Source organism: Vibrio scophthalmi LMG 19158, assembly GCF_000222585.1.
Lineage (GTDB): Bacteria > Pseudomonadota > Gammaproteobacteria > Enterobacterales > Vibrionaceae > Vibrio > Vibrio scophthalmi.
On sequence record NZ_AFWE01000109.1, the window covers coordinates 1 to 19,313 of the forward strand.

The 19,313-nt window shown below is 45.8% G+C and carries 21 protein-coding genes; 3 read left to right on the forward strand and 18 right to left on the reverse strand.

What is annotated here, in order from left to right; all coding sequences use genetic code 11:
* The 9 genes from RH88_RS22925 to fkpA form a co-directional block, all read right to left on the reverse strand.
* Positions 1–108 (reverse strand): GTP-binding protein (locus RH88_RS22925; protein ID WP_005595135.1); only part of this gene is annotated, 108 nt, incomplete at its 3' end.
* 155 nt (positions 109–263) lie between these two features.
* Positions 264–2,363, reverse strand: a complete 2,100-nt coding sequence (fusA, locus tag RH88_RS08865) for an elongation factor G (protein ID WP_005595136.1) — start codon at positions 2,361–2,363, stop codon at positions 264–266.
* Positions 2,364–2,501: 138 nt separating this feature from the next.
* Positions 2,502–2,972 (reverse strand): 30S ribosomal protein S7, encoded by a 471-nt coding sequence (gene rpsG, locus RH88_RS08870; protein ID WP_005595138.1) that lies wholly within the window; start codon positions 2,970–2,972, stop codon positions 2,502–2,504.
* Between the two features lie 95 nt (positions 2,973–3,067).
* Complete coding sequence (gene rpsL, locus RH88_RS08875; protein WP_005595139.1) at positions 3,068–3,442, reverse strand: 30S ribosomal protein S12; 375 nt, start codon at positions 3,440–3,442, stop codon at positions 3,068–3,070.
* 193 nt (positions 3,443–3,635) lie between these two features.
* Complete coding sequence (tusB, locus tag RH88_RS08880; protein ID WP_005595141.1) at positions 3,636–3,911, reverse strand: sulfurtransferase complex subunit TusB; 276 nt, start codon at positions 3,909–3,911, stop codon at positions 3,636–3,638.
* Between the two features lie 9 nt (positions 3,912–3,920).
* Positions 3,921–4,277: a sulfurtransferase complex subunit TusC gene (gene tusC / locus RH88_RS08885; RefSeq protein WP_005595142.1), complete on the reverse strand. Its 357-nt coding sequence runs from the start codon at positions 4,275–4,277 to the stop codon at positions 3,921–3,923.
* A complete protein-coding gene (gene tusD / locus RH88_RS08890) occupies positions 4,274–4,666 on the reverse strand; it encodes a sulfurtransferase complex subunit TusD (protein ID WP_005595145.1) in 393 nt (130 codons plus the stop codon). Before tusD ends, tusC begins: the two co-directional genes overlap by 4 nt.
* Positions 4,657–5,385, reverse strand: coding sequence for a helix-turn-helix transcriptional regulator (locus tag RH88_RS08895; protein WP_005595147.1), 729 nt, complete (start codon positions 5,383–5,385; stop codon positions 4,657–4,659). Before RH88_RS08895 ends, tusD begins: the two co-directional genes overlap by 10 nt.
* Positions 5,386–5,646: 261 nt before the next feature.
* Positions 5,647–6,447 (reverse strand): FKBP-type peptidyl-prolyl cis-trans isomerase, encoded by an 801-nt coding sequence (gene fkpA / locus RH88_RS08900; RefSeq protein ID WP_005595149.1) that lies wholly within the window; start codon positions 6,445–6,447, stop codon positions 5,647–5,649.
* Positions 6,448–6,579: 132 nt separating this feature from the next.
* Here fkpA and RH88_RS08905 point away from each other — a divergent pair, with 132 nt between their 5' ends.
* Positions 6,580–7,557 (forward strand): WD40 repeat domain-containing protein, encoded by a 978-nt coding sequence (locus RH88_RS08905; protein ID WP_005595150.1) that lies wholly within the window; start codon positions 6,580–6,582, stop codon positions 7,555–7,557.
* Between the two features lie 4 nt (positions 7,558–7,561).
* Positions 7,562–7,789 (forward strand): SlyX family protein, encoded by a 228-nt coding sequence (locus tag RH88_RS08910; RefSeq protein ID WP_005595151.1) that lies wholly within the window; start codon positions 7,562–7,564, stop codon positions 7,787–7,789.
* A 58-nt stretch (positions 7,790–7,847) separates the two neighbouring features.
* Here the strand turns inward: RH88_RS08910 and RH88_RS08915 are convergent, their stop codons facing one another.
* The 9 genes from RH88_RS08915 to tsaE all read right to left on the reverse strand — a co-directional run bounded on the left by RH88_RS08915 (position 7,848) and on the right by tsaE (position 17,414).
* Positions 7,848–8,033: a DUF2065 domain-containing protein gene (locus RH88_RS08915; RefSeq protein WP_005595152.1), complete on the reverse strand. Its 186-nt coding sequence runs from the start codon at positions 8,031–8,033 to the stop codon at positions 7,848–7,850.
* Between the two features lie 167 nt (positions 8,034–8,200).
* Positions 8,201–9,184, reverse strand: a complete 984-nt coding sequence (gene hflC, locus RH88_RS08920; protein ID WP_005595153.1) for a protease modulator HflC — start codon at positions 9,182–9,184, stop codon at positions 8,201–8,203.
* Positions 9,185–9,186: 2 nt separating this feature from the next.
* Positions 9,187–10,383, reverse strand: coding sequence for an FtsH protease activity modulator HflK (hflK, locus tag RH88_RS08925; RefSeq protein ID WP_005595154.1), 1,197 nt, complete (start codon positions 10,381–10,383; stop codon positions 9,187–9,189).
* 45 nt (positions 10,384–10,428) lie between these two features.
* The gene (gene hflX / locus RH88_RS08930) at positions 10,429–11,718 is read right to left on the reverse strand and encodes a ribosome rescue GTPase HflX (protein WP_005595155.1); all 1,290 of its coding nucleotides are present in this window, start codon (positions 11,716–11,718) and stop codon (positions 10,429–10,431) included.
* Between the two features lie 40 nt (positions 11,719–11,758).
* A complete protein-coding gene (gene hfq, locus RH88_RS08935) occupies positions 11,759–12,019 on the reverse strand; it encodes an RNA chaperone Hfq (protein ID WP_004415850.1) in 261 nt (86 codons plus the stop codon).
* Positions 12,020–12,202: 183 nt separating this feature from the next.
* Complete coding sequence (gene miaA, locus RH88_RS08940; protein ID WP_005595156.1) at positions 12,203–13,150, reverse strand: tRNA (adenosine(37)-N6)-dimethylallyltransferase MiaA; 948 nt, start codon at positions 13,148–13,150, stop codon at positions 12,203–12,205.
* The gene (mutL, locus tag RH88_RS08945) at positions 13,147–15,225 is read right to left on the reverse strand and encodes a DNA mismatch repair endonuclease MutL (RefSeq protein ID WP_005595157.1); all 2,079 of its coding nucleotides are present in this window, start codon (positions 15,223–15,225) and stop codon (positions 13,147–13,149) included. Before mutL ends, miaA begins: the two co-directional genes overlap by 4 nt.
* A 12-nt stretch (positions 15,226–15,237) precedes the next feature.
* Positions 15,238–16,956: a LysM peptidoglycan-binding domain-containing protein gene (locus RH88_RS08950; RefSeq protein ID WP_005595158.1), complete on the reverse strand. Its 1,719-nt coding sequence runs from the start codon at positions 16,954–16,956 to the stop codon at positions 15,238–15,240.
* Positions 16,950–17,414, reverse strand: a complete 465-nt coding sequence (gene tsaE, locus RH88_RS08955) for a tRNA (adenosine(37)-N6)-threonylcarbamoyltransferase complex ATPase subunit type 1 TsaE (protein ID WP_005595159.1) — start codon at positions 17,412–17,414, stop codon at positions 16,950–16,952. The genes RH88_RS08950 and tsaE overlap by 7 nt, the downstream gene beginning before the upstream one ends.
* Before the next feature lie 188 nt (positions 17,415–17,602).
* Between tsaE and queG the strand changes: the two genes are divergently transcribed.
* Positions 17,603–18,724, forward strand: a complete 1,122-nt coding sequence (gene queG, locus RH88_RS08960) for a tRNA epoxyqueuosine(34) reductase QueG (protein ID WP_005595160.1) — start codon at positions 17,603–17,605, stop codon at positions 18,722–18,724.
* Positions 18,725–19,313: the final 589 nt, after the last annotated feature.

Genomic DNA, 19,313 nt, shown 5'->3' on the forward strand with positions numbered 1-19,313 from the left:
TAGAGTAGTACAGATAGCTGCAGTTAGAGTTGTTTTACCGTGGTCAACGTGGCCGATAGTACCAACGTTTACGTGCGGTTTTACACGTTCAAATTTTTCTTTAGACACGTTCGTGTTCCTTCCTAGTTATGATTCGTCGTGACCAGAATTGATCATCGACGCGCCAGAATTTGCTATTTTATGCGCCAACGTCCGTCAGCGCAATATTTGGACGTATTGATCTGCAAAAAAGTCGCTGACTTTTTTACAGGCAACGAGCCCGATTAGTAACCACGCTCTGCCATAATGGCATCTGCAAAGTTCTTCGGTACTTCTGCGTACTCATGAAACTCCATAGAGTATGAGGCGCGACCTTGAGTTGCAGAACGTAGATCGGTTGCATAACCAAACATTTGAGATAGTGGTACTTGAGCACGGATGATCTTCAGACCTGCGTGGCCTTCATCCATACCTTCGATCATGCCGCGGCGACGGTTTAGGTCACCTACAACATCACCCATCCAATCTTCAGGAGTGGTTACTTCAACTTTCATCATCGGCTCCAGAATAACAGGGTTCGCTTCAAGCGCGCCCTTTCTGAATGCCATTGAACCTGCGATTTTAAACGCCATTTCGCTTGAATCGACATCGTGGTAAGAACCATCAAATAGCGTCGCTTTAATATCCAGTACAGGATAGCCAGCTAATACACCGCTATTCATTTGCTCTTCGATACCTTTACCTACCGAGCTAATAAACTCTTTTGGTACAGTACCGCCAACGATCTCATCAACAAAGACGAAACCTTCACCCAGTTCTGAAGGCTCAAGTTTGATCCATACGTGACCGTATTGACCGCGACCGCCAGATTGACGAACGAACTTGCCTTCCACTTCCGCTGAACCACGAATGGTTTCACGGTAAGCAACCTGAGGTTTACCAACGTTGCAATCAACGCTGAATTCACGCTTCATACGGTCAACGATGATATCAAGGTGAAGCTCACCCATACCAGAGATCAGAGTCTGACCTGTTTCGTTATCCGTTTCCACGCGGAAAGATGGATCTTCTGCTGCTAGTTTACCTAGTGCAATAGCCATCTTATCTTGATCTGCTTGCGAACGAGGCTCAACGACAATCTGAATAACAGGTTCAGGGAATTCCATGCGCTCTAGAATCACTTTGTGGCTCTGATCACACAGGGTTTCACCTGTCGTTACGTCTTTTAGACCGATTGCAGCGGCAATATCGCCCGCACGAATTTCTTTTACTTCTTCACGTTTATTGGCATGCATCTGTACGATGCGACCAAAGCGCTCACGCTTTTCTTTTACTGAGTTGTAAACAGTATCACCAGTGTTTACCACACCAGAATAAACGCGCATGAAGGTTAACGTACCCACAAATGGGTCCGTTGCAATTTTAAATGCTAGCGCAGAGAACGGTTCGTTGTCGTCAGCATGACGCTCAACGTCGTTACCATTGTCGTCGACACCTTGAATTGCAGGAACATCAACAGGCGATGGTAAGTATTCAACCACAGCATCAAGTACCGCTTGCACACCTTTATTTTTGAACGCACTACCACAAGTGGCCAGCACGATTTCATTGTTTAGTGTACGAGTACGTAGTGCTTCTTTGATCTCAACTTCAGTCAGCTCACCGTCTTCAAGATATTTATCCATCAACTCTTCGCTGGCTTCTGCTGCCGCTTCAACTAGGTTGTTGCGCCATTCTTCAGCAAGTTCTTGCATGTCAGCTGGAATGTCTTCGTAAGAGAAAGACATGCCTTGATCGGCTTCATTCCAGTTGATCATTTTCATCTTGATAAGGTCGATAACACCTTTGAAATCCTCTTCTGCACCAACGTTAAGTTGGATAGGAACAGGGTTTGCACCAAGACGGTTTTTAATTTGGTCAACAACACGTAAGAAGTCTGCACCAGTACGGTCCATCTTGTTGACGAATACTAAGCGCGGAACTTGGTATTTGTCTGCTTGACGCCAAACGGTTTCAGACTGAGGTTCTACACCTGATGAACCACAGAACACAACCACAGCACCATCAAGCACACGCAGAGAACGTTCAACTTCAATCGTGAAGTCAACGTGTCCAGGAGTATCAATGATGTTTACACGGTGATCTTGGAACTGTGCGTCCATACCACGCCAGAAGGTGGTTGTCGCTGCAGACGTAATCGTAATGCCACGCTCTTGCTCTTGCTCCATCCAGTCCATGGTAGCAGCACCATCGTGAACTTCACCGATTTTGTGAGAAAGGCCTGTGTAGAACAGAATACGTTCAGTTGTGGTAGTTTTACCTGCGTCTACGTGCGCACAGATACCGATGTTACGGTAGCGCTCAATAGGGGTTTTACGAGCCACGGTGAATCCTCTTAACTTAGGGACTATTGCTATCTTCAAGGGTGGTAAAAACGCTACCCCTAGATATAGCAATAGTTCCTAGCATATGCATAGGAACTAAAGAAGTGCTGCGAGGATCCCCGCAGCACTGAAAAGGTATTACCAGCGGTAATGAGCGAATGCTTTGTTCGCTTCTGCCATACGGTGAACGTCTTCACGTTTCTTAACAGCAGTACCTTTGTTTTCTGACGCGTCTAGCATTTCAGCAGCTAGGCGAGCAGCCATAGATTTTTCACCACGCTTACGCGCAGCTTCAACTACCCAACGCATAGCAAGTGCGTTACGGCGAACCGGACGTACTTCTACAGGTACTTGGTAAGTTGAACCACCTACACGGCGAGATTTAACTTCTACCGCTGGGCGAATGTTTTCAAGAGCTTCTTCAAATACAGCTAAGTGATCTTTACCAGATTTCTCAGCCATAGTGTCTAGTGCAGTGTAAACAATTTTCTCTGCAGTAGATTTTTTACCGTCAACCATAAGAATGTTAACGAATTTTGCCAGCAATTCAGATTTGAATTTTGGATCTGGAAGGATCTTACGCTGACCAATAACGCGACGACGTGGCATGGATATTCTCCGTTGTCTTTTTCAGGTTATCCAAAACTTTTCAGTTTCTTCAAAAATTAAATATTTTAGTGTTTGGCCTTACTTAACGGAATCCATTAAGACTTAGGACGTTTCACACCGTACTTAGAACGAGCTTGTTTACGGTCGTTTACGCCAGCACAGTCAAGTGCGCCGCGAACTGTGTGGTAACGAACACCCGGAAGGTCTTTTACACGACCGCCACGGATTAGTACAACACTGTGCTCTTGAAGGTTGTGACCTTCACCGCCGATGTACGATGTAACTTCGAAGCCATTTGTCAGACGTACACGACAAACTTTACGAAGTGCTGAGTTAGGTTTTTTAGGTGTAGTAGTGTAAACACGAGTACATACACCACGTTTTTGTGGGCACGCTTCTAGTGCTGGCACGTTGCTTTTAACAACTTGCTTTGCACGAGGCTTGCGAACCAACTGGTTAATAGTTGCCATTAACTAGCTCCTGAATTACTTGAAAGTAAGCTTTGTGAAAAATCTATCCCTATCGCCGAGTGAAAATTCACTTCGCACAAATAGGGACGCAAAATTCTATGCAGCAGTGAGAGGTGTGTCAAGAAATATACAGATCTTTTTTAACCTTCGAGACGGCCATGGCACTTCCTCGAAGGAAAATAAAGACAATCTGTTAATTCCAAGTCAACGATGTTGGGTGTGTGGCGGTTAACTCAACAAAGCCAGCAAAGTCCACCACGCATAGCGATGGGCTCACTCGGTTAAAAATCCCACGCGCTAAAGCATCTTCTTTAAGCACGGAAACATCCATCGGCTTGAGTATAGTAAACATCGGGTGTTGCGCATGGCTGACGTAAACGGAATCCTCAACCAAGAGAACTTGGTCGCCCTCTTGGTAGGCATCACTCACTTCAGAAAGCGCTTGAGCAGTTTGAACGATATGTAACATAGTGAGTTCTCAGAATGACAGCAGCTTGCTGGCTTGATGTAATTTGAGTTTGATTTCAGCAGGCTCCAATCGCTCTGCCGCAATCACCAAGTCAGCTTGTCCCAATCCGCGCTGCGCGAGTGAATCGGCGCAAACAAACACTTGTTCAATGTCATACAAATCAAACAACTTCAGCATTGGCGCATAATCTTTGCTAAGAATTCCCTGCGGTTGCTGACCTTGCAATAATTGATAAACACCATCACCAATGAACAATACGCAGATATCTTCACAATACGCCGACGCGGCAAGTAGCGCATCAATGCCTTCACGCCCAGCACTGGTTTTATGTGGCGAGCTTCTAAATACGTAGGTTAATTGACTCAAAACTGCACCACTCTATCTTGGGTTAGCATAGCTTCGGCTAGGCTGCCTAATCCGGCCTGAGAAAAGCCATCAGCGAGGTTGTGCTGCACGAGACCATGTTGGGTTGCTTCCCCCTGACTGACGATACCACGACGCAATGCGGCCGCCACACAGGTCTCCAAGCGTACATTGTGCTGCAGAGCTAAGGTTTGCCACGCTTTGGTCAAATCAAATTCATCATTGGCCGGCACACTGAGTGCCGAACCATTGGTCACACCATCTTGATAAAAAAACACACTCACGAGAGTGTGTCCTTGGGTAACTAATGCGCTCGCAAACTGGTAGGCATTCCGTGCAGCTTGACTGCCATACACGGAACCATTCACTACCAAGGTATAGGTTAGAGACACTTCTCTTCATCCTCAATTTTTCGCTGACGAATATACAGATAAACCGTATGTTTCGAGATATTGAGTCGGTCAGCGACACGGTTAATCGCATCTTTGATGTCGAAAATACCTTTGTCGTACAACTCCATCACGATTTGACGGTTCTTGGTGTTGTTTGATACCGATTTATCAGCGTTGATCTCTTCGATTGTGCGTTCAACGGTTTGGTCCACCAGCTCTTCAACATCACTAGCAAAGTTAACCGATGATGCGGCATCTTTGGCTTCTTGTGTTGGCATGAATGATTGCAGAACTTGTGAGAATGGCGCATCCAAGTTGACGTTGACACACAACAAACCAATCACGCGGTTGTCGCCATTGCGGATCGCGACCGTAATTGACTTCATCAGCACGCCACCTTTAGCGCGAGTGAAGTAAGAACGAGAGAAGTTACGCTCAGAACCTTCGATATCTTTCAGCATTTTCAATGCAAGATCGGTGATAGGAGAGCCCACTTGGCGCCCGGTATTTTCACCATTGGCAATCTTGATTGCCGAAGTATTCAGATCTTCTAACGAGTGCAGTACGATTTCACAAAACGGGCCAATCAGGCTCGCAATGCCATCTACAACAGCCTCATAAGATCTTAGAATGATTTTATCGTGCTCACTGAATGGCATCACATGAACGGATTCCATCTCGAGCAACATATCCGTATTTAAGGTTTCAGTCGTGGTCACTTTCTTTAGCCTTCGAGCGATAAATCAACAAATTGATGTAAGTTTATCAGAAATTTTGAATAGAACACCTAGCTATACCGTCAACTAGTGATTTAGAACAAATAAATCATTCGCACTGCTGTGCAATTTGCGCGGCGACTCGATTGTTTGACCGCCCCTACTCACCTTGAATTGACGAGCAACAGACAAAAAAAGACTCGGCGATGCCGAGTCTTTTTATGGATATTTTATCGCTGATGCTACGTAATAATAGCGAATCGCTTACTGAGCAGGCTTGTCGATATTAACCAGTTCCACTTCAAACACCAACGTAGAGTTCGCTGGGATAGTCGGTGTGTCTTGGCTACCGTATGCAAGTTGTGGTGGCAAAACAAACTTAAATTTAGAACCCACAGGCATTAGCTGTAAGCCTTCAGTCCAACCACTGATCACGCGGTTCAGCGGGAACGTTGCCGTTTCATTGCGATCGTATGAGCTATCGAATTGAGTGCCATCGATCAGCGTGCCTTTGTAATGTACTTCAACCGTATCAGTGTCTTTCGGCTTCGCACCGTCACCTTGTGTGATCACTTGGTACATTAGGCCAGAATCGGTGGTCTTAACGCCTTCTTGTTTAGCGAACTCAGCACGGAAATCAGCACCGGCTTTAAGTGCCACTTTCGCCGCTTCTTGTGCTGCTTTTTGCTGCTCTTCCGCTTTCACTTGCATAATTTCAGCAACACGCTTATCTAACGCTTCTAGCGCTGCGCGAGTTTGCGCTTGGTCTAGAGCAACGTCGCCAGCAAATTGATCAGAGATACCTTTTAGTACCAAATCTTTATTCAAAGTAATGCCGATTTCACTTGGCTTATCTAGGCTTTGAGATAGGTAACCAGCAAATGAGACACCAATCGCGTATGCCGCTTTGTCATCTTCCGTTTTAAAGTGAACCGCTTTGCCTGTTTCCGCTTGAACTTGTTCAACAGCCGGTGCAACTTCTTTTTTTGGCTCTTCTTCTTTCTGACAGCCAACCGCTAGCGCAACAGTAGCAGCAAGCAATGACACTTTAAAAATCGATTTCATTTAATTCTCCAATTAAGGCATTTTGTCTTTGTGCACAAATCTTTAATAAAAACTGGTACGCACTCGCATGTTATACCAATATAGCCAATATGCGTCTGAATGAAACGTAAACCAAGTGGATAATTGAACTTGATGCGGATAATTTTTAACTCTCTACTCATTGGCTTTGTCATCACAGCGTTAAATGGCTGCTTTTTTTGGGCCTCTGACGATCAACGTTGGGAACTTGAGCCTCAAGGCACAACCAGTTTCGCACTCAGTCGCGACGCTCGCTTTGCGCTTGCCTACTCCAAAGAGCATCAACTGGTGCTTTGGGATCTTTATCAATCGCAACAATTGGCTTCGTTAGGCGCGCAAGATCAACAAGCCAATACCGTTTCTCGTATCCGCATTTCCGATAATGGCCGTTATGCCATTACCGCCACACAGTTTAACTTTACCGTTTGGGACTTAGCTTGGAGCCAATCACAAGGGTTGTGGTCAATCTCCGATGGAACTATCCGTGACGTTGATATTTCCAGTAACGGTGAACAAGTCTTGCTGGGGCTCTCCAATGGCAAAGCCATCCATGTCAATTTAGTCACCGGACGACGCATAGAGTTCCTCGCTCACAACGAAAAAGTTAATTCTGTTGCCCTTTCGCCCAACGGGCGCTTTGCGTTAACCGGCGGGAACGATTACACCGCCTATCTCTGGGATACCACCAGCGGACAAATTCAACATACTTTTAACCATGACCAACGCGTCAATCGCGTCGCTCTTCATCGTGACGGGAAATACGCATTTTCCTCCGATGGGGGTAATCATGCGGTCGTGTGGGACTTAGTCAGCGGGAAAGAAGTCAGCCAGTTAAGCAGTTTTTCACGCCAACTGATTTTTTCCAGTGCGCGTTTTTCTGATGATGGTCTGCAGTTAATTACCGGCACACCGTCGAGTCGAGTGATGGTATGGGATTCACTGACAGGTAAGCGCTTGGAAGGTTTTGAAGCCGAGCCTTTAAAAGATGCTCGTCCTCCTCGGGCAGTAGTGTATGATGCGGCCTTCGATAATCAACACCGCGTTGTCTCTGGCACCTCTGCCGGCATCGCCCAGGCTTGGACATTAGATTAATACCATGACAGAAAAGCACATCACTGAACTTGAAAACCGTATTAACGACCTTGAATGTCAACTTGCTTTCCAAGAGCAGACAATTGATTCATTGAATGATGCATTGAGTCAACAACAGCTGTTGATTAGCAAGATGCAGGATCAAATGAAATACGTAGCGGGTAAAGTAAAGAATTTGGACTCGTCGAATCTCGCCGATCCATCAGAAGAAACGCCACCACCGCACTATTAATCAAAGCAAAATCAAAGCGGAAACTTATCTCGCTTTGTAGCTTAGCGGTGACGCGGCGTTACCTAAAACAGTACGCGATCACCGCACCAGCCACCACTAAGCAACCGCCAATACGTCGCAAGTGATCATCCGGCTGACGACTCAACTCAGCAACCATATTTCGCCAACCATTTGGGGCGATCAATGGACCAAGCCCTTCAACAATCAATACCAGCCCGATCGCTACCCAGATTGAATTTGACATCACAACCTCTTAATTCATCATTAATCATTAATCATCGAGATAAATAGTCAGCAATGTGCGGGAGAAAATCAGCAGCATTGAACAGAGACTTATCTTGATTTGTATTCTATACCGGCAAAAAGAAAGGCCCCTAAAAAGGAGCCTTTACTGTGTGCTTATCAGGCCGCTTATTTCGCTGGCGCACCTTTCGCATTGTTCATGTATTGGAAGAACTCGCTGTTCGGATCCAACACTAAAATGTCGTTCTTGTTGCTGAATGATTTCTCATACGCTTTCAATGAACGTAAGAAGCTGAAGAATTCAGGATCTTTGCTGTATGCATCAGAGTAGATCTTCGCTGATTGTGCATCTGCTTCACCACGTGTTACTCGTGCGGTTCTGTCTGCTTCTGCCAACGTTGTCGCCACTTCTAGCTCAGCTTGAGCGCGGATAACTTCTGCTTTCTCACGACCTTGTGAACGGAACTTACGCGCCACTGATTCACGCTCAGCACGCATACGCTTGTAGATTGAATCACTGATGTTATCTGGAAGGTTGATTTTCTTCATACGGAAATCAACAATCTCAACACCCAAGTCATCCATTGCACTCTGACGAGAGCCATTCAAAACGTTCGCCATGATGACATCACGTTCGCCATCAATCTCTAACGCTTCTTTCGCAGCTTCTGTCGTCGCAACGCTATCGATGTTATCTGCTGGAGGCAGTACATCTTTATTACGCGGACCCGATACAATTTGCTTGATTTCACGCGAACCGATTTCAGAACGTAGTAGATCGGTCACTTTACGCTCTAGCAACGTTTCAGCGGTCAATGTGTTACCACCACCTGTTGCTAGATAGTATTGGCCGAAATCTTTAATACGCCATTTCACGTAGGTATCGATGATCACGTCTTTTTTCTCAGACGTTACAAAACGATCCGAACGACCGTCCATTGTTTGAATACGAGCATCCAGTGTTTTCACACTGTCAAACATAGGCATTTTGAAATGTAGGCCTGGTTCGTAGATACGAGCGATTTCATTGTTATCTTTCAGTACTCGACCAAAACGAATCACGATACCGCGCTCGCCTTCTGGGATCACAAACAGTGACATCAGCATGATCGATAAAGCAACAACCAATACAGGGATCATTAACTTACGCATTATTAGTATCTCCCTTGGCGCGAATCAGATGAACGAGATGAAGTGTCTGATGTTGACTCCGTAGTTTTCGACTCAAGCTCAATTTGATCGTACGTTGAAGATGACTTCGAACTACGTTTAGTTTGAGTTTGACCTTCTTGACCTGCCAGCTTATCGATTGGTAGGTAAAGTAAGTTGCCGCTCGATTCAGAATCGATAAGAACCTTAGAAGTATTCGAGTACACTTCTTCCATCGTATCTAGGTACAGACGGTCACGAGTCACGTCTGGCGCAGCTTGATATTCTGGAAGCAGTTTTTCAAACTGAGCAACTTGACCTAACGCTTCGTTAGTTACACGCTCAGAATAACCCAATGCTTCTTTCTTCAAACGCTCTGCACGACCTGTTGCTTTTGGCAAAATGTCGTTACGGTAAGCTTCTGCTTCACGCTCAAAACGCTCAGCATCCTCACGAGCTGCGATAGCATCATCAAATGCATCTTTTACTTGCTCAGGTGGACGTGCTGACTGGAAGTTCACATCAACAATCGTCAAACCCATATCGTAATTCGCGATAATGTTGTTCAACGTTTCTTGTGTATTTTGACGAATTTGCTGACGACCACTGGTTAGAATGCTATCCATCAGTGAGTCACCAATAACCGCACGTAGCGCAGAATCTGTTGCTTGGCGTAAGCTGTCGTCCGCGTTAGTCACTCGGTATAGGTATTTGTATGGATCCGAAACACGGTACTGAATATCCATGCCGACGGTCACAACGTTTTCGTCTTTGGTCAGCATTGTGCCAGAGGCACGTAGCGATCGGATCGCCTGAACGTTAACCGCGGTCACTTCATCAATAAAGCGAGGGCGCCAGTTAAGACCAGGATCGACGATGCGGTTGTCATATTTACCTAAACGAAGTACGACACCACGTTCAGCTTCACCAATGGTGTAAAATCCAGAAAAGAACCAAATTGCTACCGCGATAGCTGCAATAACACCAACACCTAGTGCACCGCCACCGCCGATAGAAGGGCCTTTACCGCCTTTTCCACCACCAAATTTGCCACCCAGCTTCTGACTCAGTTTGTTGAAGACTTCGTCTAAGTCTGGCGGTCCTTGTTCACGGCCACCTTTGTTACCGCGATTATTATTACCCCATGGGTCATTATCGCGGCCTTTGTCGCCGTTATTATTACCAGGCTCATTCCACGCCATTAGAAAGCTCCATCATTTGATATGACGTTATACTGTAGCAGTCATTTAAGTAACTATAAAGTCACGTAAAACTGCCCCTTCTCTTTTTTCAAGTCTAGACCAATCTACTTGTTGCATGCGGATATTTATCAACAAGTTACCATCTTGATCATATTCTTCTTGCTGAATACTCTTCATTTGGAAGAATGTACTGCGTAATCGCCCTTGATGTTGCGGCGGAACACACAGTTGATATTGAACCATTTGACTTGCTAGACGTTCTGTCAGCGCCTCAAACAACAGATCAATACCGATGCCTTCCATTGCCGACACCCACACTGTGCGTGGCATGCCTTCTTCATCACGTTCAATACGTGGTTTTTGGTTTTCTAGATTATCAATTTTGTTCATCACAACCAAAGAAGGCACCTCGTGGGCATCAATCTCTTCTAAGACGATCTGAACAGCTTGCATGTTCTCACGAAAACGTTCATCACTGGCATCAACAACATGTAACAAAATGTCAGCTTCTTGCGTCTCTTGTAACGTTGCCTTAAAGGCTGCAACAAGATCGTGAGGTAAGTGTCGAATAAACCCTACCGTATCAGCCAGTATTGCTGGGCCAACATCAGCAAGTTCGATTTTTCGCAGCGTTGGATCCAACGTTGCAAACAATTGATCAGCAGCATAAACGCCAGCTGCAGTAATACGGTTAAACAGCGTAGATTTCCCTGCGTTGGTATAACCGACTAATGAGATGGTTGGTATTTCTGCTCTATTTCGCGCACGGCGTCCTTGTTCACGCTGCTTGGCCACTTTGTCCAAACGACGCAGGATTGCTTTAATACGCTCACGCAACAAACGACGGTCAGTTTCTAACTGTGTTTCACCTGGCCCACGTAAACCGATACCACCTTTTTGTCTTTCAAGGTGCGTCCAACCACGAATCAATCGCGTAGAGATATGTCTAAGCTGAGCAAGCTCAACTTGCAATTTACCTTCGTGGGTTCGAGCGCGTTGTGCAAAGATATCGAGAATCAAACCGGTACGGTCTACCACTCGACACTGACAAAGTGCTTCGAGGTTACGTTCTTGGGCAGGAGAGAGGGCGTGATTGAAAATCACAATATCAGCGTCAGTCGATTGCACAATTTGTGCGATTTCCTGGGCTTTACCCTCACCGACATAGTATTTCGGGAGTGGTGACTGACGACTACCCGTTACGACTTGTAACGAGGATACGCCAGCGGAAGACACCAACATCTCAAACTCGCTGAGATCTTCCCACTCCCCTTCTTGCGTGAAGTTGATATGAACAAGTACGGCTCGCTCACCGGCTTCATAACGGTCAAACAAGCAATCAACTCCTCAAAGTAAAACGATTTGTACTCAGAGATTAATCTTCCGATTTCTCTGGGCGATCACCTTGTGGACGATCACCGCTGTGGTGGCTCACTGGACGAGCCGGAACAACTGTTGAAATTGCGTGCTTGTAAACCATTTGGTTAACAGTGTTCTTCAATAAGATCACGAATTGATCGAATGATTCGATCTGACCTTGAAGTTTAATACCGTTCACGAGATAGATAGACACTGGAATACGTTCACGACGTAAAGCGTTTAAGAACGGGTCTTGTAGAGATTGCCCCTTAGCCATTTTATTTTCCTTATTTTGTAATTTTGTTTTAGTTATTTAGCTAGTGGTTAGTTGCAAGCAGCCAAACTGCTGCATCAGAGCTAAACGAATAAAAAACACCCTGAGTTACTGTTATGAAGGTAAATACCTCAAAATTCAAGTAACAGATCCTTTAAAGGGCACATTCACGCAAAAGCGATCACATTATACACAGCTTCGATCGTCCGATGCCACGGCATTTGAGACGGTTTCGAGTGCTTGTTCAATGTTTTCACTATCTAACCAAGTTAAATTATCCCAGCTGCGTAACCAGGTAATTTGTCGCTTGGCCAATTGGCGGGTCGCACAGATACCGCGGAAAACCGCATCATCTAACGTGCAATTCCCATCCAAATAGTCCCACATCTGTCGGTAACCGACACAACGAATTGACGGTAGATCAGGATGAAGATCATCACGCGCATACAGCGCCTTCATCTCTTGTTCAAATCCTGCTTCGATCATCTTTTCGTAGCGCAGTTCTATACGACGATGGAGTTCAGCCCTTTCCTTGGGTGCTATAGCAAACTGCTTAACGTTAAACGGCAAGCTTTCGCCTTTCGTTTGCGTAAGCTCTGTAAGAGTTTTACCTGAAATTCGATAAACTTCCAACGCTCGTGACAACCTTTGCGGATCATTACGATGTATACGTTCAGCGGAAACGGGATCGACTTCACGCAACTGATCGTGCAGTACCTCCCAACCATGAGTCAATGCTTCTTGCTCAATTTGTTTACGAATTGCAGGGTTTGCAGCCGGAAGTGGTGATAGACCTTCCAATAATGCCTTGTAATACAGCATTGTACCGCCAACCAGTAACGGAATTTTGCCTTGAGCGACGATGTCATTCATTTCACGCAGCGCATCACGACGAAAGTCCGCCGCGGAATACGATAATGCCGGATCTAAAATATCAATTAAACGATGTGGGGCTAATGCAAGCTCCTCGGCATTTGGCTTCGCGGTGCCAATATCCATTCCTTTGTAGATCAACGCAGAATCCACAGAGATGATCTCAATCGGGTATTTCTGGCGTAAACGAATCGCTAAGTCCGTTTTTCCTGATGCGGTTGGCCCCATTAAAAATAGAGCGAGTGGTAATTGTTTATTCATAGGTTAAAAGCTGCGATCGTGGCAGAAAAATCTATCGGTCTAACAAATGCTGAATCTTGTAACGGTAGCCTTCCTTGCCAAAGTTGTTCAACCTCAGCAATGATTTGAATGGCTTCGGACAAAGTGTAGTCGCTTTTTACGCGCGTGACTTGATCCGCTAACCAATTGGAGAGCAATTTAGCATCAAGATTTGCCGGACTGAGATCCTTTTCCTGTTGCGAATTTATCTGTGGCGATGAAGATACGGCGTAAGATAACAGATCTGGAATCAACTGTTGCAGGTTTTGTTGTCTCAAAGGCGCAGGAACCCCCATCACCATCACCGCTTGTGCCGTACGGCATTTTAGCTCTAAACCAAAACGAGCAAATAATGCCTGATGTTGGTGATAAGCTGCGATCAATTCAGGTTCCAGTTTTAATGATAATGGCACTAGCAGCGGCTGACTTTTTAACGCGTGTTCGGTCACTTGTAGTTGCCCACAAACTCGTAGCCATTCAGCATAAGCAAGCGACACGACATGTGCTCCCTGCTTATCTGCCATCATGACAAAACGGCCAGAGGCCATGCAAATCGCTTTGCCTAAAGCTTGGATTGGCGGTGAGGCCTCCACTGACTGTTCACTCGCCTTATTCGCGTCTTTACTCTCGGTCGCATTCGTTGTTGCATCACGCTTACTCTTCGAGGTTTGCAGTAACTGCTGGTAAGCAATCACCTCTTGTTTTGATGGCGCTGGCGTGCCGTAATGTTGCGACTCTCGTCCGCCACTTGCGGCCTGAGAGCGTGAACTTTTTCCGCTCTCTTGCCATTCACTACGCGGCGCACTCTCACGCACTGCTGCTTGGCTGGCTCGTTCTTCGTGATAACCAGTGCGACCTGGATAACTCGGCGTATTGTCGACCGCATGATAAACGCGCGGCGGGACGATTGACTCTGTCTGTTGAGGCTGATCTGTATCCTGACTCACGCCAGAGTGATTAATATTCATTTCAGATCCATTGTCCTGTGCTATCACACGACTTGGGTCACTGCTCGGCTCATAAAAGGCGGAAGACTTCACTTCCGGTTTATCAATATGCAGACTCTGCGCTAAGGCATCCGCTAAAGCTTGATAAATAAAGTCATGGACTAATCTAGCTTGATGGAAACGCACTTCGTGCTTAGCAGGATGGACATTAACATCCACTTGGTGAGGATCAATTTCAATATAAAGCACGTAAGTGGCAAATTGCTCTGGGCGTAAGCTCGTTTCATAGCTTTGGCGAATGGCATGATTGATCAACTTATCACGCATCATGCGGCCATTAACGTAGCAGTATTGCAGATCGCTTTGTTGGCGAGCACCTTCAGGGCTGGTGATCCAACCGTGTAACTTTAATCCTTGGTGCTCCAATTCAATTTTGAGCATATGGCGAACAAAGTTATTGCCACACACTGCCGCAATACGCTTTTCGGCTTGTACTTCTGTTTTCGCCGCGCGGTACTGTTTGATCATTTTGCCGTTGTGACGCAAATTAATCGTCACATCAAAACAGCTTAAGGCGATGCGTTTGATTAACTCGTCGATATGAGCAAATTCGGTTTTTTCGGTTCGAAGAAATTTGCGGCGGGCTGGCGTATTAAAAAACAGATCCAAGACTTCGACAGAGGTGCCTAAAGGATGCGCTGCGGGTAGCAAACTCACCGCCATATCACGTCCTTCACTATGCGCTGCCCACGCCTGCTCTTGAGTTGCAGGGCGAGAGGTTAATGTTAAACGTGATACCGAACTGATACTCGCCAATGCTTCACCACGGAAACCCAAACTCATGATCGCTTCGAGATCATCTAACGAATGGATTTTCGACGTGGCGTGGCGGCTGAGCGCCAAGCCTAATTCGTCTTTCGCAATCCCTTTACCGTTGTCACGCACACGGATCAGCTTGGCGCCACCTTTTTCAATATCAATATCGATACGCGTGGCGCCTGAATCGATGCTGTTTTCAACCAGCTCTTTAACGACCGAAGCTGGACGCTCAACCACTTCACCAGCCGCAATTTGGTTCGCCAGTCGAGCGGGCAGAATTTTGATCGTCATATCAATTCGCAATTAGTTGTGAGGAATAATCAACATCTGACCAACCGCAAGCTGATCAGACTTCAAGTTATTAGCTCGGCGTAAACTATCAAGACTCACACCATATTTTTTGGCTATTTTGCCTAAGAAATCGCCACGCTGTACTTTATGCTTACGCAGTGGCTGATCCTTGAGGCTGACTGTCACTTTGAGTTTTTGCCCCAGCTTGAGCGTATCTGAACGTAAGTTGTTTTCACGCTTGATGGCTGAGACCGACACTTTATAACGGCTGGCGATCTTGCCCAGATAATCCCCTTTTGCCACCACGTGGGTCACCGTTTTGGTTTCCACAGGGTTACGCACTTGAGGGACAGGAACACCGCTCGATGCACCAGGAATCGTTAGGGTTTGACCAATCGCAAGGCTACTGCTTTTTAAGTTATTCGCCTGCATAATGGCTTTGGTTGAACTGCCGTATTTCTTGGCAATCACCGACAATGACTCACCACGACTCACTTTATGCTTAATGCTCTTACCGCGATTGGCAAACAAAGTGCCTTCTGGAGGATTCTCTTCAAAGTACTGCACTATCGATTTTGCTAACGCACGCGCTAACTTATCTTGGTGACTACGTTGGAAGAGCAATTTCTCTTCGGTTGGGTTAGAGATAAAGCCAGTCTCAACCAATACCGATGGAATATCGGGTGACTTCAACACCGCAAGGCTCGCATTGACCGGCTCTTTCTTATGCAGACGCACACCAACACGGCTCATTTCACTCAAGATCTTCTTCGCAACTTTGTAGCCTTCTTTTTGTGAATGACTAAATTGCAGATCTAACAGCGTTTGGCTGACATTCTTGTCGTTATTGTTTTTCGCCAGTACTTCACCGGCACCACCAAGTAATTGTGACTGTTCTTCATGGTTCTCGACCCAGCGGGCGATTTCAGTATTGGCGCGGCGAGTATTAAGCACGAATACCGACCCACCACGGGGCTGAGGAGAATGGAAAGCATCAGCGTGGACAGAAACCAACAAGTGGGCTTTGTTTTTACGCGCAATACCAGAACGCTTATTCAGGTTCACATAGTAATCACCACGACGAGTGAGCACCGCTTTCATCCCCGGAACCGCATTGATTTGGTCAGCAATTTTCTTTGAGATCGCAAGCGTTGCATGCTTTTCGTACTTGCGCGTTGGACCAATTGACCCCGGATCTTCACCACCGTGTCCAGCATCAATCGCGACGACGATATCGGCGGTACCGAGCAATTGTGACGCATCACGACTGACTTGCGTTTTACTTGGTGAAGTCGTCACTGCCGCAGGCTTGCTTCCGCCATGATCAAAATCAACCACCAAACGATGGCCATATTGACCCCCTGGTGTTGGCGCGAGTTTAAATAACTGTGCCGGAGCATTCTTAGACAGTTCAAAGACTAAACGATAGGTGCCCGACTGAGGAGGCGAACTCTTACGAATCTTCTTCAACACTGGGCTGCCTTTTACGTTCAAAGGCAATTTGGTTTTAAGCTGAGTGTCTTTAAGATCCACCACCAAACGGTTAGGGCTCGACAAAGAAAAATAGCTAAACTCCGCTTCCGATTTGAGATCGATAACGACACGAGTTTCATCAGGTGATGGCCATACTCGAAGGCTTTCTAATGTATTAGCGAACAAGGCACTCGAAAACAGAGACAATGCCAATACACAAGAAAGAGAGACAGCACGCAAGGATTGACTGATCAACATAACTCCAACTGGTCTAAAAGGCGACGTCCATAATCATTATTAGCCACAAGCTCGACGACGCGCGCTTCACCGTTATAGCGAATATCAATATCGAGATCGGCGTCAGGTAACATGCCAACCCCTTTTTCTGGCCATTCAACTAAACAAATCGCATCAGGGGTAAAATAGTCACGAATCCCCATAAATTCGAGTTCTTCAGGGTCAGCCAAGCGATATAGATCAAAATGGTAAACTTGCCATTGATCCAGTTGATACGGTTCAACCAAGGTATAAGTTGGACTTTTCACGTTGCCTTGATGGCCTAATGCGCGCACAAAACCACGGCTAAATGTCGTCTTTCCCGCACCCAAATCACCATGCAGATAAATGGTGGTTTGCTGCGAGCATAGATTGGCCAACGCCGTTCCTAGTTGAATCGTCGCATTTTCATCGGCTAGGGCGAATTGTTTTGAGCTCATGACTGTTTTCTCGTAAATGACTATATAAAAATCAAAAGAACTGGAATAGTAAACTGGGTTGGAATTGAGAGACAAGCTCTCTTATGTAAGTTAACGGAAAATAATCGTCAATTAAACTCGATTTGTTGGCTAGATCCCGCGCAGAAGATCTTGTAAGATCCCGCCCCCTTTGTATGAGCGACGCTAGCATGAACTATCAAGAACTCGCAGATAACATCAAAATTTGGGCCAACGATCTTGGTTTCCAAAAAGTAGGCATCTGCGATGTCAATTTGCAAGAGCATGAAGCGACGCTACAAAAATGGCTCGATGCTGGCTATCATGGCAGCATGGACTGGATGGCACGCCATGGCATGATGCGCGCAAGACCCGATGAGTTATTGCCGGGAACCGTGCGTGTGATCAGCGTTCGTATGGATTACCTACCGCCAAAAGCCCAGTTTGCGACTAATCTTGCGGATCCAACCCAAGCTTATATTAGCCGCTACGCTTTAGGGCGTGACTACCATAAACTGATCCGCAATCAGCTCAAAAAACTGGGTCAAAGAATCGAACAGGAAGTGGGCAGCTTTGGTTACCGACCTTTTGTTGACTCTGCCCCTATCTTAGAGCGTCCATTAGCCCAAAAAGCGGGTTTAGGTTGGACGGGCAAACATTCTCTTATCTTAGACAAAGAATGTGGTTCATGGTTTTTTCTTGGGGAACTGCTGATCGACTTGCCACTCCCTGTGGATACACCGAGTGAAGATCAATGTGGTAAATGCAAAGCCTGCATGACGTCATGCCCAACCAACGCGATTATTGAAGAGGGTATCGTTGATGCTCGCCGCTGCATCTCCTATCTCACCATAGAGTATGATGGCATCATTCCAGAAGAGTTTCGTAAACCAATGGGGAATCGCATCTATGGCTGCGATGATTGCCAGCTCGTCTGCCCGTGGAACCGTTTCTCTTCGCTCACTGAGCAAGATGATTTTCATCGTCGACAGTCACTGCAAAATCCTGATTTAATCGCACTGTTTGCATGGGACGAAGCGAGCTTCTTAAAAAATATGGAAGGTTCTGCCATCCGCCGTATTGGTCATGTTCAATGGCTGCGCAATTTGTCGATTGCGATGGGCAATGCCCCCTACTCACAAGATATTGTTGAGGCACTACAAATGCGCATCGGTATTTCGCCTGTATTGGATGAACATATCGAGTGGGCGATCGCACAACAACGACAGCAAATAAAAGAAAAAAGCGGTATCGATATTACCCATCAACGACTGATTCGAGTTATCAATAAAGGCATACCGAGAGATGCATAATATTTGCCATCTGACTAGTGTGGTTATTTGACTTGGCTCTAAAATTGGAAATGTGGAAAAACAACCAGTCTCATGCCAGTTTCGATGTAGAGATAAAAGTTAATCACAAGCGCAAGAAATGATTAGGATCAAATAAAAAGCACTTAATGATCCAAATTATAGCATTGATCAGATCGCGAAACGCCACAAAACCTTTACTAATCAATATCTTACCTAGAAATATTAATTTCTCCGATTGAAAATATTAGCAAATGATCTTTGTGGAACTGTTTTATTCAGAGCAAAGTTTCAGGTTACCCACCAAGTTATCCACATTGGCTTTTTTGTGGATAAGTCTGTTAATTAATCAATAGAAGTCACGCAGCATGCACTGTTTGCCTAATTATTATCGATAGTTCAATGAGATAATAACAAAGACAAAAGCGCCAGCCGTATGGCAGCGTATTTTAATTATTTTGGGTTTTATGCTTCACAGCATTAGAAAGAGCGATTGGCCTTACATGGCCAGATCAAATGAAGTGTTCATTTGAGGGGACTCTAAAGTAGTACGACTGACGTCTTATACTTTATATCTTCTTCATGAAGAAAA

Excerpts from the sequence above, each read along its gene's own strand:
- hflK (WP_005595154.1), bottom strand. The coding sequence starts at position 10,383 with ATGGCGTGGAATGAGCCTGGTAATAATAACGGCGACAAAGGCCGCGAT.
- queG (WP_005595160.1), top strand. The coding sequence starts at position 17,603 with ATGAACTATCAAGAACTCGCAGATAACATCAAAATTTGGGCCAACGAT.
- RH88_RS08905 (WP_005595150.1), top strand. The coding sequence starts at position 6,580 with ATGCGGATAATTTTTAACTCTCTACTCATTGGCTTTGTCATCACAGCG.
- RH88_RS08910 (WP_005595151.1), top strand. The coding sequence starts at position 7,562 with ATGACAGAAAAGCACATCACTGAACTTGAAAACCGTATTAACGACCTT.
- rpsL (WP_005595139.1), bottom strand. The coding sequence starts at position 3,442 with ATGGCAACTATTAACCAGTTGGTTCGCAAGCCTCGTGCAAAGCAAGTT.
- tsaE (WP_005595159.1), bottom strand. The coding sequence starts at position 17,414 with ATGAGCTCAAAACAATTCGCCCTAGCCGATGAAAATGCGACGATTCAA.
- RH88_RS08950 (WP_005595158.1), bottom strand. The coding sequence starts at position 16,956 with ATGTTGATCAGTCAATCCTTGCGTGCTGTCTCTCTTTCTTGTGTATTG.
- RH88_RS08915 (WP_005595152.1), bottom strand. The coding sequence starts at position 8,033 with ATGTCAAATTCAATCTGGGTAGCGATCGGGCTGGTATTGATTGTTGAA.
- hflC (WP_005595153.1), bottom strand. The coding sequence starts at position 9,184 with ATGCGTAAGTTAATGATCCCTGTATTGGTTGTTGCTTTATCGATCATG.
- fkpA (WP_005595149.1), bottom strand. The coding sequence starts at position 6,447 with ATGAAATCGATTTTTAAAGTGTCATTGCTTGCTGCTACTGTTGCGCTA.
- mutL (WP_005595157.1), bottom strand. The coding sequence starts at position 15,225 with ATGACGATCAAAATTCTGCCCGCTCGACTGGCGAACCAAATTGCGGCT.
- miaA (WP_005595156.1), bottom strand. The coding sequence starts at position 13,150 with ATGAATAAACAATTACCACTCGCTCTATTTTTAATGGGGCCAACCGCA.
- hfq (WP_004415850.1), bottom strand. The coding sequence starts at position 12,019 with ATGGCTAAGGGGCAATCTCTACAAGACCCGTTCTTAAACGCTTTACGT.
- tusB (WP_005595141.1), bottom strand. The coding sequence starts at position 3,911 with ATGTTACATATCGTTCAAACTGCTCAAGCGCTTTCTGAAGTGAGTGAT.
- rpsG (WP_005595138.1), bottom strand. The coding sequence starts at position 2,972 with ATGCCACGTCGTCGCGTTATTGGTCAGCGTAAGATCCTTCCAGATCCA.